General features: G+C 64.7%; 16 protein-coding genes. 3 read left to right on the forward strand and 13 right to left on the reverse strand.

The annotated features are described in order from the left end of the window. Nucleotides 1-31: 31 nt before the first annotated feature. Both hutG and hutI read right to left on the reverse strand, forming a co-directional pair. Complete coding sequence (hutG, locus tag NFG58_RS09225) at nt 32-1,015, reverse strand: formimidoylglutamase (RefSeq protein WP_287164515.1); 984 nt, start codon at nt 1,013-1,015, stop codon at nt 32-34. A 106-nt stretch (nt 1,016-1,121) separates the two neighbouring features. Next, nucleotides 1,122-2,333, reverse strand: a complete 1,212-nt coding sequence (gene hutI, locus NFG58_RS09230; RefSeq protein ID WP_348828031.1) for an imidazolonepropionase — start codon at nt 2,331-2,333, stop codon at nt 1,122-1,124. A gap of 705 nt (nt 2,334-3,038) precedes the next feature. Between hutI and NFG58_RS09235 the strand changes: the two genes are divergently transcribed. Continuing rightward, nucleotides 3,039-4,361, forward strand: a complete 1,323-nt coding sequence (locus NFG58_RS09235) for a YjiH family protein (protein ID WP_348828032.1) — start codon at nt 3,039-3,041, stop codon at nt 4,359-4,361. Between the two features lie 85 nt (nt 4,362-4,446). On the opposite strand, the gene hutC is transcribed toward NFG58_RS09235, so the two are convergent. Continuing rightward, a complete protein-coding gene (gene hutC / locus NFG58_RS09240) occupies nt 4,447-5,154 on the reverse strand; it encodes a histidine utilization repressor (protein ID WP_348828034.1) in 708 nt (235 codons plus the stop codon). Between the two features lie 167 nt (nt 5,155-5,321). Between hutC and NFG58_RS09245 the strand changes: the two genes are divergently transcribed. Next, entirely contained in the window at nt 5,322-6,023 is a 702-nt protein-coding gene (locus NFG58_RS09245; protein WP_348828035.1) for a DUF938 domain-containing protein, read from the forward strand. 61 nt (nt 6,024-6,084) lie between these two features. On the opposite strand, the gene NFG58_RS09250 is transcribed toward NFG58_RS09245, so the two are convergent. The 4 genes from NFG58_RS09250 to NFG58_RS09265 all read right to left on the reverse strand — a co-directional run bounded on the left by NFG58_RS09250 (nt 6,085) and on the right by NFG58_RS09265 (nt 10,025). Continuing rightward, complete coding sequence (locus NFG58_RS09250) at nt 6,085-7,035, reverse strand: NAD(P)-dependent oxidoreductase (RefSeq protein ID WP_348828036.1); 951 nt, start codon at nt 7,033-7,035, stop codon at nt 6,085-6,087. Between the two features lie 63 nt (nt 7,036-7,098). After that, entirely contained in the window at nt 7,099-8,391 is a 1,293-nt protein-coding gene (locus tag NFG58_RS09255; protein ID WP_045994308.1) for a TRAP transporter large permease, read from the reverse strand. A gap of 6 nt (nt 8,392-8,397) precedes the next feature. Further along, on the reverse strand, nt 8,398-8,910 hold the full coding sequence (locus NFG58_RS09260) for a TRAP transporter small permease (protein WP_045994307.1): 513 nt from the start codon (nt 8,908-8,910) through the stop codon (nt 8,398-8,400). Nucleotides 8,911-9,050: 140 nt separating this feature from the next. Then, on the reverse strand, nt 9,051-10,025 hold the full coding sequence (locus NFG58_RS09265) for a TRAP transporter substrate-binding protein (RefSeq protein WP_222516863.1): 975 nt from the start codon (nt 10,023-10,025) through the stop codon (nt 9,051-9,053). Nucleotides 10,026-10,192: 167 nt separating this feature from the next. Here NFG58_RS09265 and NFG58_RS09270 point away from each other — a divergent pair, with 167 nt between their 5' ends. Then, a complete protein-coding gene (locus tag NFG58_RS09270) occupies nt 10,193-11,233 on the forward strand; it encodes a LacI family DNA-binding transcriptional regulator (protein WP_108447857.1) in 1,041 nt (346 codons plus the stop codon). A gap of 60 nt (nt 11,234-11,293) precedes the next feature. Here the strand turns inward: NFG58_RS09270 and NFG58_RS09275 are convergent, their stop codons facing one another. The 6 genes from NFG58_RS09275 to NFG58_RS09300 all read right to left on the reverse strand — a co-directional run bounded on the left by NFG58_RS09275 (nt 11,294) and on the right by NFG58_RS09300 (nt 15,472). Next, on the reverse strand, nt 11,294-11,563 hold the full coding sequence (locus NFG58_RS09275; protein ID WP_315900842.1) for a hypothetical protein: 270 nt from the start codon (nt 11,561-11,563) through the stop codon (nt 11,294-11,296). Between the two features lie 183 nt (nt 11,564-11,746). Further along, nucleotides 11,747-13,000, reverse strand: a complete 1,254-nt coding sequence (locus NFG58_RS09280; RefSeq protein ID WP_108133744.1) for a TRAP transporter large permease — start codon at nt 12,998-13,000, stop codon at nt 11,747-11,749. Beyond that, a complete protein-coding gene (locus tag NFG58_RS09285) occupies nt 12,997-13,497 on the reverse strand; it encodes a TRAP transporter small permease (RefSeq protein WP_315900841.1) in 501 nt (166 codons plus the stop codon). The genes NFG58_RS09280 and NFG58_RS09285 overlap by 4 nt, the downstream gene beginning before the upstream one ends. Beyond that, nucleotides 13,498-14,535 carry a TRAP transporter substrate-binding protein gene (locus tag NFG58_RS09290; RefSeq protein ID WP_213229009.1) on the reverse strand — a complete coding sequence of 346 codons (1,038 nt, stop codon included), beginning with the start codon at nt 14,533-14,535 and terminating at the stop codon, nt 13,498-13,500. Between the two features lie 407 nt (nt 14,536-14,942). Then, nucleotides 14,943-15,215: a type II toxin-antitoxin system YafQ family toxin gene (locus NFG58_RS09295; protein WP_222516862.1), complete on the reverse strand. Its 273-nt coding sequence runs from the start codon at nt 15,213-15,215 to the stop codon at nt 14,943-14,945. Beyond that, the gene (locus NFG58_RS09300; protein WP_045994821.1) at nt 15,215-15,472 is read right to left on the reverse strand and encodes a type II toxin-antitoxin system RelB/DinJ family antitoxin; all 258 of its coding nucleotides are present in this window, start codon (nt 15,470-15,472) and stop codon (nt 15,215-15,217) included. Before NFG58_RS09300 ends, NFG58_RS09295 begins: the two co-directional genes overlap by 1 nt. Nucleotides 15,473-15,516 lie beyond the last annotated feature (44 nt).

Consider the following 15,516-nt stretch of genomic DNA (forward strand, 5'->3'; position numbering starts at 1 on the left):
TACCTGTAGTGAAAGGGAATAAAAGGCTCGGTCAGGCGTTGGACCGGGTCAGTTGATGGACCAGGCGGGCGGCGAGACGCGCCGTGCGTTGGTCGATGTCATACGCCGGGTTGACTTCGGCGATGTCGATCAGGCGGAGCTTGCGCGAGCGACGCAGGAACTCGAGGATCGGCTCGAAGTGGGTCAGAATCACGCCCCGCGAGGCGGGAGCGCTGACGCCAGGGGCATCGCTTGCAGGGAAGACATCCATGTCGATGGTCAGGTAGACGTGATCGCAGTCGGCTACCAGACGCTGCACGTCGCGCTTGATGTACGCGATGCGGCTATCGCGAAACTCGCGATCCTCGACCACCAGCGACTTGAGCCGCTTGGCGGTGTGAAACAGGGCACGGGTGTTGGCCGCCTGGCTGACTCCGAGGCAGGCGTAGCGGAACGGCCAGCGACGCCGGGCGCAGTCGGCGGCGATCTGGGCGAAGGGCGTGCCGGAAGACGTCTGTTCGCTGGGGTCGCGCAGGTCGAAGTGGGCGTCCAGGTTGATGATCGCCACGGTGGGCCTGCGGTGGCCCTTGTCCAGATGCTCGGAGAGGCCGCGCCAGCTGGCGTAGGCGACTTCGTGACCGCCGCCCAGCACCACCGGCTGGTGGCCCTGGTCGAGGATCTCGGTCACCCGCGCGCCCAGCGCCTCCTGGGCATCCTCGAGGCCATTGCCGACGCAGTGCACGTCGCCGGCATCGTAGGCCGGGGCGTCGCGGTGCCAGGCCATGGGGGCGAGGGCACGGCGAATGGCGGCGGGGCCATCGGCGGCGCCCACCCGCCCCTTGTTGCGGGCGACACCGGCATCACTGGCAAAGCCCGTCACCACGACGCCAGGCTCGGCGCCGGAACGGTAGGCGGCGATGCGCTGGTGCCAGCGCTCGCTGTTGGGCTCGGGGTCGGTACGCCCCTGCCAGATGCCCATGTCCGCTTCGGTCAGCGGCGCGATGGGAGACGAGGGGGAAGCGAGCTGCTCATCCATGGGTCAATACGCCCTCCAGCAGGCGATGCTTGAGCCGTCCCGGCTGGACGGCATGGTGTCTGGGTCAGCCGCCGGGGTCATGGATGACCAGGGGGAAGATAGCTGCTCATCCATGGGTCAATACGCCCTCCAGCAGGCGATGCTTGAGCCGTCCCGGCTGGACGGCATAGGCCAGTTCGGCCGGGCTATCGATGTTCCAGACGCACAGGTCGGCGGAAGCGCCGACAGCGATGCGTCCAAGGTCTGGCTGGCCGATGGCCTGGGCGGCGTGGCGGGTCATGCCGGCCAGTGCCTCCTGGGGCGTCAGGCGCAGCAGGGTGCAGGCCATGTTCAGCATCAGGGTCGGCAGCACGATGGGCGAGGTGCCCGGATTGGCGTCCGAGGCCACCGCCATGGCGACGCCGGCACGACGCATGGCGTCGATCGGTGGGTGCTGCGTTTCGCGCAGGGTGTAGAAGGCACCGGGCAGCAGGACGCCGACGGTCGCGGCATCGGCCATCGCCGCGATGCCGTCGTCGTCCAGGTACTCGATATGGTCGGCGGATAACCCTCGGAACTGGGCCACCAGGGCCGCGCCACCGGACAGCGAAAGCTGCTCGGCGTGGGCCTTGACCGGCAGGTCAAGCGCCCTGGCCGCCTCGAACACGCGTCGGGACTGTTCGCTCGAGAAGGCGATGCGCTCGCAGAACACGTCGACCGCATCGACCAGGCCCTCGGCGTGGGCCGCCGGCAGGATCTGGTTGCACACCAGCTCGATGTAGCCATCGGCGTCGCCTGCATACTCCGGTGGCAGGGCATGGGCGGCCAGCAGGGTGGTAGTGACGCGAACGGGCAGTTGCTCGCCGAGACGTCGCGCCACCCGCAGCATCTTCAGTTCGTCGGCCAGGGTCAGGCCGTAACCGGACTTGATTTCGACGCTGGTCACGCCGTCCTCGATCATCGACGTGAGGCGCTTTGCAGCGGCGTCGAACAGGACCGATTCGTCGGCTTCCCGGGTCGCCGTGACGGTGCCCAGGATGCCGCCACCGCGACGCGCGATCTCTTCGTAGGAGGCGCCTTGCAGGCGCAGCTCGAATTCGTCGCTGCGCTGCCCGCCGAAGACCAGGTGGGTATGGCAGTCGATCAGGCCCGGTGTCATGACGCCGCCTTGCCCCATGTCGACGGCGTCGCGATGTTGACTCGGGTCAAGGGTCTGCATGGTGCCCAGGGCGCAGATCCGTCCATCCTCGACCGCTACCCAGTGACGCTCGGGCAGGGTGGTCAGTCCGTCGAAGATCGCCAGATCGCGCCACAGCAGGCGCTTGGATTGCTCGGACATGGGGATGCTCCGTGTCGGGTAATGTATATACAAATAATGCCTTCAAGCCGTTTCGTCAAGCCGCCGAGTCGCCAGTGATGCATCGCCCGAACCTCGGGTCTGGCCTGATGGATGGTTGTTGAAACAGCGGCTTGCAGGCGTTTTTTGGGCTTGGTTCCAGGCCGTGACGCATCAGTAGACCATGGTCGTAGTGCGCGGATAGGCGTGAAATCTCGACGGATTGCTTCGGTAAACGTATATACAGGGTCGCGGGTGCACCAGGCCTGTCCTCTGTGAAGCATCGCACCGGGGGAGCGCAGGTCGGCTAGGCCGAGTGCACCCCGTCTTGGCCACGGGATCGTTACCGGCTTTTCTGAACCCCGAATCGTCCAGGGACCTGAGAGCGTTTCGAGCACGCGCGGGAGACGTCGGGTGCCCAACGGGATCGCTCGACAGCATCATGTATATACAGGAAAGTGTGGTTCTGGAGCCCTTGCCGGTTCGTCCGATGCCCTGACCGGCGGCCTGTCTGCGACGGTGCAGGAAAGAGGTGTGGTGGAGCGTGATAACGCCGTTTAACGAACGAATCTGAGGAGAAGCTTGTGGCATATTAGACCATCGTCTAAAGGCGCTGTGGGGGAGTGCTTTGCCACTATAGCGGTTGAAATGTATATACAAACAAGATGACACTTACGAGTTGGTTCACACTTCGACGAGGTTCCCTTCATGGCGACGACTCCTGGTTCCTCGGTAGGCCAGCCACCCCTCGGCCTGCTGTTGTTCAAGCTGTTGGTGCCCAGCGCCATTGGCATCTTCATCTTCTTTGTTCCGGTTGCCTGGGAAGGTCGAACCACGATTCCGCTGGATCATCTGGTGACCGCGGCACGGACCGGGCTCGGTGACTGGGCGAGGTTCTACGCCCTGGCGCTGATCATCGCCGGCGCGGCCTATCCGTTGATCAAGGGAGACTGGCGACGCAGTCTCACCGACAAGATCTTCACCGTGCTCAAGCTTCTGGGGGTGGTGGCGGCGCTGTTGACCATGACCACCGCCGGTCCGGCACTGCTGCATCAGCCGGACATGCTGCCCTTTCTCTACGACAAGCTGGTGATTCCGGTGGGGCTGATCGTGCCGATCGGTGCCATCTTCCTGGCGCTGCTGCTGAGCTATGGGCTACTGGAGCTGATCGGCATCCTGGTTCAGCCCGTCATGCGCCCGCTGTGGCGTACCCCGGGTCGAAGCGCCATCGACGCGGTGGCCTCCTTTGTCGGCAGCTACTCGATCGGACTGTTGATCACCAGCCGTGCCTACGCCGGTGGCCAGTACTCGGCCCGAGAAGCGGCCATCATTGCCACCGGTTTCTCTACCGTCTCCGCGCCGTTCATGATCATCGTCGCCAAGACCCTGGGGCTGATGGACTACTGGAACGCCTACTTCTGGATCACCCTGGTGATCACTTTCGTTGTCTCGGCGGTGACCGCGCGGTTGTGGCCGCTGTCAGGCATGGACAACACCGCGACCGACGGCGAACCTGAAGCGCGGAAGGGGGATCGCCTGGCGCTGGCGTGGCGCACCGGTATCAAGGTGGCCGAGCAGGCGCCGCGGCTGGGATCCAGCGTACGCAAGAATCTGACCGAAGGGCTGGTGATGGCGATCAGCATCCTGCCGTCGATCATGTCGGTGGGGCTGCTGGGGCTGCTGGTGGCCAAGTACACGCCGGTGTTCGAGTGGCTGGGCTGGCTGTTCTATCCGGTGGTGGCGATCTTCGGCATCGACAATGCCCAGGAACTGGCCCAGGCCAGCGCAGCGGGCCTGGCCGAGATGTTCCTGCCGGCGCTGCTGCTCGGTGGCGACGCGGGAATCGACTTCGTGGCGCGCTTTGCCGCCGGCGTGGTGTCGGTGTCGTCCATCCTGTTCTTTTCGGCGTCCATTCCCTGCGTGCTGGCCACCCGGATTCCCATCACCATCTGGCAGATGCTGGTGGTGTGGGCGGTGCGGGTGGCACTCACCCTGGTGATGGCGATCCCGGCGGCCATGCTGCTGCAGTAACCTTGTCGATCGCTGTCGCCGTAAGTACGAGGGCCGGACAATCACTGTCCGGCCCTCGTGCGTTGGTGGAGGCTGTGTCCGTCCCTCAGTCCTTCCACGCCGAGCGCAACTTGTAGCGATCTCCTGGGTGGATCAGCACGGCGTAACTGATGAGCAGGTCATTTGACCAGGTGCGCCGCCGCAACTGCAGGCAAGGGAGGGAGGTGGAGATGGCCAGCTCCGCGGCCTGTTGTATGTCTGCCGAAACGGCCTCGACCACGTGTTCGATATCGGTGATCGGCCAGGTTTGGATCAGCACCTGATGGGGCGTGGTGAGCGTGAAGTCGGCGTCCAGATAATCGGGCACGTGGCGGGGATTGACGTAGCGCATCTCGAGCTGGATGGGCTCGTCATTTTCGTGGTGAACGATGCGGGTATGGAAGACCTTGCTGCCTCGCTTGACCCCCAGCTGCAACGCGATGTCCTCACTGGCGTCGATCGCTTCGGCACGCTGTACTCTGGCACGGTAGTGATGGCCGCGGCCGCGGACCTCTTCGGCGATATTGTGGACCTCCATCAGCGAGGATTCCGCCTTGCGTTCGGTGACGAAGGTTCCCGCGCCCGGCTGGCGGGTAAGGTAGCCGCGCTGAACCAGTTCGCGGATGGCCTTGTTGGCGGTCATGCGACTGACGTTGAAGTCGAGCGCCAGCTGCTCCTCACCCGGAATGCGATGGTCGGTGGGCCATTCCCCCCGCTGGATCTTGGCCAGGATGTGCTGTTGAATCTCGAGGTAGCGAGGCGCGGGTCGAGCCATGGGCCGTCCTTGGTGAAGATGAAGGGTATCTTTTGCTAGTGTACCGGGACGATCATCGCTTGGCATCGTTGCGCAAGCCGTTGATGCCAGACGTTACCATGCTTCCGTTATATCCGTTTGGCCATTGCCGCTCTTGTTACTCCCCTTGTTTACCGTGAGGTTTTCCCATGTCCGACGCGAGACTCTCCAGTCCAGCGGCGCTTCGCAATCGCGAGCCCATCCACGCGGTGCTGCGCCAGTGCCTGGGACGCCATGCCCGCGTACTGGAGCTCGCCAGCGGCAGTGGTGAGCACGGACTCTATATGACGCAGTGCCAGCCGGGCTGGCGATGGCAGCCGAGTGACGTTTCCGAGGCGGCGCTGGCGTCCATCGCTGCCTGGCGCGCGCTTGCAGCAGCAGAAGATAGGCAAGGGGCAGCGGAGGGTGACAGGCAAGGCGAAAGCGAAGCGCAACGGGCAGGGTCATCTGGGCGAGAGCCGGAGCAAGCGACGCAAGGGGGCGGCAATCTGCTGGCGCCGGTGCGCCGCGACGTGCTGGAACCCTGGCCGGATGACACCTTTGACGCCCTGGTGGCGATCAATCTGATCCATATCTCGCCGTGGGAAGTGACGCCTGCGCTGATGGCAAAGGCCCAGGCCCACCTCGAGCCGGGTGGCGTGCTGTTGCTGTACGGCCCTTACCGACGTGGTGGTGAGCATACCGCGCCGTCCAATGCGGCCTTCGACGCCGACTTGAGGCGCCGTGACCCGCGCTGGGGCGTGCGGGACCTGGAGCAGGTAACCGAGGTTGCCGCCGAGCACGGCCTGAGCCGGGAGGCCGTCCACGAGCTGCCGGCCAACAATCTGGCGCTGGTGTTCCGTCGGCAGTGATGGCGGAAGCGGATCGACCCGTCTGCGAGCGGCCGGCCTTTGACAGGCCGGCCGTGTCGTTTCAGGCGTTCTTCTTGAGCCAGCGATGGTAGTCCTCGAGCCCCTCGCGGATATCGGTAAATTGCGGCTCGAAGCCCAGATCCGTGCGCGCGCGGGTGATGTCCAGGGGGCTGCCACGCACCACGAAGGGGCCAGGCCCCAGACGCATGCCGCTGTCGTGGCCGAGCAGTTCGGTGACGCTGTCGACGATGTCCTGGTGGGCGATCGGCACCCCGCAGGAAATGTTGTAGTGGCGGTGAGGCACGCTGTCGGCATCGAACAGCGCCAGGATGCCCCTCGCGGTGTCCTCGACGTGGGTCCAGTCGGTGGTCTGGTCGCGTCCGTTGTCAGGGTGCACATCGCGTAGCCCTTCGAGTGGCCCGAACATCGCCTGGTAGACCGCGTGCATGTGGGACGGGCGCTTGCCGGGGCCATACACGAAGAACAGTCGGGCCTGACGGATATCCATGCCGTAGGTCGCCGTGTACTGGTCGCCGTAGAGCTCGCCGGAAATCTTGGTGGCGCCGTAAAGGTCGGTGGCCTTGTAGGGCATGGTCTCGACCTGGGGGCCGGCGGCGTCGCCGTAGACCGCGCCGGAGCTCATGTTGACCACCTTGTCGATGCCCAGCAGGCGGCAGGTCTCGTAGACGTTCAGGGTGCCCATGGCGTTGATCGACAGGTGCTTGAACGGGCGGGTCTGGAAGCTTGGCCCGGCGATCACCGAGACGCCGTGGATGACCCCTTCCAGCTCGTCGCGATAGCGCAGAAAGGTCTCGAACAGGGTGTGGGTGTCGAGCACGTCGACCGCTTCGAAGTGGACGTTGTCACGCACTTCCTCGAGATAGTCGAGCCCCATGCGGTCGACGTGGGGGGCGGCCATATCGCAGATGATGACCTTCTTGCCCTGGCGGGCAAGCAGGGTGGCGACCCAGGAACCGACGTGGCCGAGGCCACCGGTGATCAGTACAGCCATGGCATGACTCCTATTGAGATAAGCCCGCCGGGCAAGGACCTGGAGCCTTGCCCGGTCGCGGCGTCATTTGAGCAAGAGGTTGGGGAGGAACATCACGATGGACGGAAACAGCGTGATCACGATCAGCACCGCCACCAGCGGGATGTAGAACGGCAGGGTGGCCCGCACCAGGGTGTTGAAGGGCAGGTCGGTGATCTTCTGGATGGCGAACAGCACCGTGCCCACCGGTGGCGTGATCAGCCCGATCATCAGGTTGAAGATCATCAGCACGCCGAAGTGCACCGGATCGATGCCGTACTGCACCACCACCGGCACCAGCAGCGGCGTCAGCAGAAACAGCGCCGGCACGGAATCGATGAACAGCCCGATCAGCAGGATGAACAGGCTCAGCAGCAGAAGCAGCAGCATCGGATCGCTGACGGTAGCGAGCAGGAAGTCGGCGACCAGGGCGGTGACCTGATAACGCGCCAGGATCCAGCTATAGAGCGCGCTGCCGGCGATGATCAGCAGCAGCACCGAGGTGTCGATGGCGGTGTCACGCAGGATCTGGACGAACTCGCGCAGGGTGATCGAGCGATAGACGCAGAACGAGATGATCATGCAGTAGAGCAGCGCCACCACCGAGGCCTCGGTGGGGGTGAAAAGCCCCGACAGGATGCCGACCAGGATGATCACTGGCGTCAGCATGGGCAGCAGACCCCGCGACAGTGCACGGGTGAATTCGGCCATGGTGGCGCGGGCCCGGGTCGGGTAGCCACGACGATGGGAGATCACCGCCACCATCACCATCAGGCCGGCACCCATGAACAGGCCCGGCAGGATGGAGCCGAGAAAGATCGCGGCGATGGAGGCGTTGGCCAGGGCGCCATAGATGACCGCCGGAATGCTGGGCGGGATAATCGGCCCGATGGTGGCGGAACTGGCGGTGACCGCGGCGCTGAAGTCGGTGGGAAAGCCATCGTCTTCCATGGCCTTTATCTCCACCGCGCCAAGCCCGCCAGCATCGGCCACCGCTGAGCCCGACATGCCGGCAAACAGCATGCTCGCCAGCACGTTGACGTGGCCGAGCCCGCCCTTGAGGTGACCCACGGCGCAGCGCGCCACGTCGAACACCCGATCAGAGATGCCGGCGGAGTTCATCAGCCGGCCGATCAGCAGAAAGGCGGGAATCGCCAGCAGGGTGAAGCTGTTGACGCCGTACAGGGTGCGCTGGGCGATCATCTCCAGCGGGATCTCGGCGAAGCCACGGGTGTAGGCCAGCACCGCCGCCGATGAGGCGATCATCGCAAAGGCGACCGGCACCCCCAGCATCAGCAGCACGATCAGGCCGACGAACATGATGGCAAAGATTTCCATGGTGTCTTACTCCTTGGGTTCGTCAGGCAAGGTGGAAGGCTTGCCGCGCAGACGAACGACGAGGTCCTCCACCAGCAGCAGTGCCATCAGGCCGGCAGCGACCAGCTGCATCAGGTACAGGTAGGAAAAGCTCATGTCGAAGGTGCTGGCGAAGATGCCGGCGGTGCGCTCCATCATGTTGAAGGCGCCCCCCATGATCATCAGAAGCACCAGGATGCTGATGGCGTCGGCGGCGACCGCCGCCCAGCGCTGGGCGCCCGCTGGCAGCAGGTCGGTGACGACGGTGATGCGGATGTGTTCCTGGTAGCGCAGCGCCAGCACCGAACCGAGAAAGATCTCCGCCAGGAACAGATAGCGGGAAACCTCGTCGGTCCAGGGCACCGCGACGCCGAGGGCATAGCGTGCGATTACCTGAATGGCCATGACCAGCAGCATCAGGCCGAAGGCACCGACTACCACGGTGGTCAACAACCACCAGAAAGCACCCAGTGCCCGGGACAGGGTAGGAGATGAGGTCATCGGACACTCCGTTGCCCCCGCCGGGTGGCGGGGACTTGACTCAAGGGAGGGGGCCTCGGTCGGCGAGGCCCCGTGGGACGGTCAGATGCTGTGCAAACCCTCGAGGCGCCAAGGCCTCAAAGGCTCGCGCCGCCTCGGACTTACTGGATCAGTGACAGCACATAGTCACGAACGGCCGGGTCGTAGTCCTGGGCGATCTCTTCCACCGCGGGGCGTGCGGCCTGACGGAAGGCGGCGACATCGGGCTCGACCACCTCCATGCCTTCTTCCTTGAGTTTTTCAAACAGCTCCGCCTGACCATCGCTGACCAGTTGATCGCCCCAGGTGGTGGCGTCGTCGATGGCGGACAGGACGATGTCACGGTGTTCGTCGGACAGTTCCTGATAGACGTCTTCGTTCATCAGCCAGTGGAAGAACGAGTAGACGTGCTCGGTGCGGCTGACATAGTCCTGCACCTCGAACAGCTTGCCGGCGTAGATGTTGTCCACCGGGTTTTCCTGCATGTCGATGACGCCGGTCTGCAGCGAGGTGTAGACCTCCGGCCAGGCGATCGGGCTCGGCAGTGCGCCGATCTCGCCCCATACCGCGACCCAGGGCGCGATCTCCGGCACGCGCATGCGCACCTCGCTGACGTCCTCCGGGGTCTCGACCGGGGTCTTGGCCGTCAGGTTGCGGGGGTTGCGCGCCGACAGGCCCACCAGGCGCATGTTGCCCTTGGCGATCAGGCTCTGATTCAGCGCCTCGCCGATCTCGCCTTCGTAGATCTTGCGCGCCTGGTCACTGGAGTCGTAAACGAAGGGCAGGTCGGCGGCGGCAAACTCGGGGGCATACAGGGTCATCGGCATGGAGCCACCGAGGGCGATGGCGTACTCGCCATAGCTGGCGCCTTCCAGGTGGTCGCGCTCGCCACCGACCTCGGTGCCAAGCAGGGTCACCGTCAGCTCGCCATCGGACTCGCTCTCGATGGTGTCCTTGAGGCGCTCGCCGATCTTGAACATGGCGTGGGACGGGTCGGTGTGGATGGCGATGGCCAGGTCTTCGGCGGCGGCGGTGCCAGCGGCGCCGAGCGAGATGGCGGTGACCAGGGCAAGGGGGGTGAGGCTGCGTGCGTTCATTGTCGTTGTCTCCTCGGGGCGTATCGTCCGACGACGCTATTGCGTCGAGGCGTAGTCGAAAGGTAGCCGACATTGCATGGGTAGCGCTACCATTAAGATGGTAGCGCTACCCATACTTTGGTCTTGGGTTACACTGTGGCCAAAGGAATCTTCGAGGAAGGACGCCAATGGACAGCCAGGAAATTCGCTCACGCAAGCGCCACCGGGGCAAGGGCCGAGTGACCCTGGCCGACGTGGCCCGGCAGGCGGGGGTCGCGCCGATCACCGTATCGCGGGCGCTGAATACGCCGGGGCGAGTCTCCGCCGAGGTCAAGCAGCGTGTCGACGCGGCGGTGGAGGCGCTTGGCTATGTGCCCAACCTGATCGCCGGGGGGCTTGCCGCGGCTGGTACCCGGGTGATCCCGGTGATCGTGCCGTCGCTGGCGATCCTGACCTTTATCGAGGTCATCGATGCCATCCAGAAACGACTGGAGGCGGCGGGGTACCAGATGCTGCTGGCCACCACCGACTGGGATCTGGACCGCGAGGCCAGTCTGGTCGATACGGTGCTCGGCTACTCGCCGTCCGGGGTGATCCTGACCGGTCTGCGCCACCGGCCCCGAGTGATCTCGCGACTCAGGGACTGGGGACGCCCGGTGGTAGAGATCATGGAAGTGGGCGACGACCCCATCGACATGAACGTGGGGGTGGACGGCGTCGCCCTGGGTCACGCTATGGCGTCCCATCTGCTTGAGCAGGGCTATCGGCGTATCGCCTTCGTCGGCTCTCACCTGGGCCATGACTACCGGGCGGCTCAACGCCTGGAGGGCCACCAGCGGGCGCTGGAGGAGGCGGGTGCGGCCTGTGGCGGGGTGCTGGAGTACCACGAGCCGGCGTCCTACGAGGTCGGGGTGCGGGCGCTGGAGGATGTGATGGCAATGACACCGCGACCTGACGCCATTCACTGCTCCAACGATATCGTCGCCAGCGGCGTGCTGCTGGCGGCCAGCCGCCAGGGCATCAGGATTCCCGAGGAGCTGGCGGTCGGTGGCTATCTGGGGTTGCCGCTGGCGGAGCACCTGACGCCGAAGCTGACCACCCTGGCGGTGGCCCGTAGCGAGATGGGCACCCAGGCGGCGGAACTGCTGCTCGAGCGTCTGTCCGGCAAGACCCCGGAACGGCCGATCCGGGATCTGGGATTCACCCTGGTGAAGGGCGGCAGCACCTAAGCATCAGCAGGTCCTGGCGAGGCCTGTACCACCGGTGAAATGAGGGAGCAAATCGGGCGATCATTCTTCCGGGATAACGCCCGGTTCACGATACTTGACGCCTTCGTTCTGGCGCTCCTGTTCGGTCTTGTGCTCATCCACCGGGGGAACGCCCCAGACCGTCTCCTTGTGTCCGTCATCGTAGGTGTAGGTGGTGCAGCCGGCGAGGCTTGCCAGCAGCAGGGCGGCGATCATGGCGGCGATCATGGCGCGGCTCGGCAGGCCGATCCTTGCTTGGTGCAGGAAGGCGCGAAGGCCGGGGCGGGCAACGACAGGCAGGCGAAGGGACATGAAGGCTCCGGATGTCAGGGTACGGTGAAGCTGCAAAGGAGTCGCCGATGAAGCGGTCCATCGCCAGTATGGCGCTGTGGCAGCAAAGAAAAAACCGCGGATCCTGGTGACAGCATCCGCGGCTCGCTGGTTGGCGCTAAATAGGCTTTTTCGCCTCCAGCGTCAGGACGATAGCCTCCGGCGTCAGGAGGAGAGCCACAGGGGCACGTAGACCACCAGCAAAAGCACGCCGATCAGCCCCAGCAGGTAGGGCAGGATGGCACGGGTGATACGCTCGAGCGGCAGCTGGGTCACCGAAGAGGCCACGTACAGGTTGATCGCCACCGGCGGGGTGATCATGCCGATCGCCAGCCCCACCACGATGATCAGGCCAAAGTGCACCGGGTCGATGCCGAGCTGGGTCACCAGCGGCAGCAATACTGGGGTCAGGATGATCAGGGCGCTGGCGGTCTCGATGAACACCCCGGTCAGCAGGATCACCGCCACCACCAGCAGCAGGATGACGTAGGGATCGGTGGACAGCGACAGCACCGACTGGGCGATCTGGGCCGGCACCTGGGCGCTGGACAAAGTCCAGCTCAGCACCGCCGAGGTGGCGATCACCAGCATGATCACCGAGGTGGTGATCGCCGAGCGGATCATCACGGCGTAGACGTCCCGATAGGTCAGGTCGCGATAGACGAACAGCGACACCAGCAGGGCGTAGACCACCGCCACCACCGCCGCCTCGCTGGGGGTGAAGACCCCCGAGAAGATCCCGCCGAGGATGATGACCGGCGTCATCAGCCCCCAGCTTGCTGCACGCAGGGTCCGCCAGATGGTCGCCAGCGACAGCGGGCTGCCGTGGGGGTACTGGCGGCGGTGGGCCTGGACCAGGGCGATGGCACCGAGGCCAAGACCCATGGCCAGCCCCGGCAGAAAGCCCGCCAGAAACAGGTCCGACACCGACTCCTGGGCGATGACCGCGTAGATGATCATCGGCACCGAGGGTGGGATCACCACGCCGATGGTGCCGCTGGCGGCGATCAGGCTGGCGGCGGAGGCCGGGTCATAGCCCTTGCGCTTGAGTTCCGGCACCAGGCTCGAGCCCACCGCAGCGGTGGTGGCCGCACCGGAGCCGGAGATGGCGGCAAAGAACATCCCGGCCAGTACCGACACCAGCGAAAGCCCGCCCTTGAGAAAGCCGAACAGGCTGTCGGCGAAGTCGACCAGCTTGCGGCTGACCGCGCCCTGGGCCATGAGGTCGCCGGTGAGGATAAACATCGGCACCGCGACCAGGGCGAAGGTGTTGATGCCCTGGAACATCTGCTGGGGCACTACCGCGAGCGGTGTGCCCTGGACTACCAGCGTCGCCAGGGTGCTGGCGCCGATGGTGAAGGCGATGGGCACGCCGATCAGCATCAGCACCACGAAGGAGATGAACAGCAACAGCATCACGTCACCTCCTGCGGGCTCGCCGGCGTCTGGCCGGTGAGCTCTCGCACGATCGCCACCAGGGTGGTGAAGGCCATCAAGGCGCCCGCCAGCGGCATCACCGCGTAGATCCATGTCATCGACAGGCGCAGTGACGCCGACTTCTGGAAACTCTGCAACTGCATGTAGTTCCAGCCGATGACGATCAGCGCCAGCAGAAAGGCCAGCACCACCAGGTGGGCGATGATCCTGGCGATTCGTCCGCCGAGGCCGGGCAGGGTGTCGACCACGAAGGTCACGGCGATATGACGGCCGGCGCGGTAGGCCAGGGTGGCGGCCAGGAAGGTGATCCAGACCAGCAGAAAGCGTGCGACCTCTTCGGTCCAGCCCACCGCGGTGAAGGCCACCCGGGAGATGATCTGCAGGGAGATGACGCCGATCAACGCCGCCATGGCGGCGAACACCACCGGGCGTGTCACGGCGTCGAGTCCCCGCTCAAGGCGTTCGAGCAGGGACAGCACTTACTTGGACTCCCCGGCCTTCAGCGCTTCCTGGATGCGCGGCAGGTAGTCGCCGAACTGCTCGCCGTAGGTCTCGTAGACCGGAGCGACGGCGTCCTGGAAGGCGGCGATGTCGGGAGACTCCTCGATCTGCATGCCGGCTTCCTTGAGTTCGGCAAGCTGCTGTTCGGCCATGGCGGCGTTCTGCTCACGCTCGTACTCGGCGGCTTCCTGGGCGGCGGCCTCGACGACCTCCTGGGCGGCCTCGGGCAGCTTCTGCCAGGACGGCATACCCATGACGAAGATCGCCGGGGCGTAGGTGTGGCGCGACAGCGTCATGTAGTCCTGGGTCTCGTTGAGCTTGAACGAGTGGATCACGTTGATCGGGTTTTCCTGGCCATCGATGGTGCCCTGCTGCATGGCGGTCAGCGCCTCGGTCCAGGCCATCGGCACGGCATTGGCGCCGAGTTCGCGGAAGGTGTCGACGTAGACCGGGTTTTCCATGACCCGGATGCGCAGGCCGTCGATGTCCTCGGGGCTTGCCACCGGGCGCTCGGAGTTGGTCAGGTTGCGGAAACCGCGCTCGGCGTAGGCCAGGCCCTTGAGGTTGACGTCGGCCAGCCTGTCGAGCAGTTCCTGGCCGATGGGGCCGTCGAGTACCGAGTAGGCCTCCTCGGGCGAGGCGAACAGGAACGGCAGTTCGAACACCGCCATGGGCTCGACGAAGTTGGCCACCGGGCCGTTGGTGATCACGCCCATGTCGACGGTGCCGATCTGCATGCCCTCGAGCAGGGTGCGCTCATCACCCAGGGTGGCGTTGGGGAAGATCTCGACGTCGACCTTGCCGTCGGTGCGGGCTTCGACCAGTTCCTCGAACTTGGTAGCGGCGATATGGAAGCCGTCCTGCTCGTTGACCACGTGGGCCAGGCGCAGCTTGACCGGGTCCATGTCGGCGAAGTCGTTGGCCTGGGCGGCGGACGTGGCAAGCGCAGTGGACAGAGCGATGCCGGCGGCCAGGGTGGTCAGGGCAAGGGGGCGGGGCGCGATGTGGCGTGTCATGGGGGTTCCTTGGTGGTGTTCAGCGAAAATGGCGTCTTCTCGGCGGGCCGTCACTTTACGATGGTAGCCGCCTAGCGCCTTGTTTTTGTTGAGAGGTTGGAGTGATCTAGCAGCCACGATCATGCCGGAAGCGGCGCCACGCGGTCAATTCGGCTGGGTTGAGGGGGGAGAGCAAAGGATCAGAGCAGGGGAATCACCCTGTGTCGTGGTGTCGGGAACCGCCATGTGGGGAAGGGTTTCAGGCTAGGCGCTGTCCGAAAAGTCGACGAGCGAAGGTTAGACAAGGCAAAAATCGGTGAGACAGCGCAGTTTACGGGGTGTAAATGAGCATTTTGACCGGGCTGGCGCACCAGCCGATTTTTAACGCCGTATTACCGAGCGCAGGCACTTTCCAGACAAGCCCTAGCCTACTCGCGGAAGAGATCAGCGTGGCTACCTGTCCGGGCCAATTGCAGTTGGTCATCCACGACGCGATACAGCAACAGCCAATCGGGCTCGATATGGGCATCTCGGTAACCCTTCCAGTTTCCCTGCAATGCATGATCCTGGTAGGTATACGGCAAGGGCGCTTGCTCAAGCAGCAGGCCCAGCAGTCGGCGTAGCTTGTCCATGTCCTTGCCGCGCTTCTGGACCCGCTTTACGTCTCGCTTGAACTGGCTTGAGCGGACTGGGGTCAGCATTAGATGCCTAGATCGTCGAACAGCGCATCCGCACTATCGAAGCGCTTGCCCTTTCCGGCTTCCAGCTCTTCCAGCGCCTTGGTCGTGGTGGCGCTTGGTACCTGCACCGCAAACGGCAGGCGCTTTTCGTCGGCGATCCGCAGCATCAGCAGGCGGATGGCGTCGGACACGGTCAGGCCCATGGCATCGAGGGCGGCGGTGGCGCGCTCTTTGGTCTCGCTGTCGATGCGAGCTCGGACCACGGTATCGGTACCCATGAATGTCTCCTTCTCATTGGTAGCCACTGTGTAGCTACATTGTG

The sequence above is a fragment of the Halomonas sp. RT37 genome, assembly GCF_040070525.1.
Taxonomy (GTDB): Bacteria; Pseudomonadota; Gammaproteobacteria; order Pseudomonadales; family Halomonadaceae; genus Halomonas; species Halomonas litopenaei.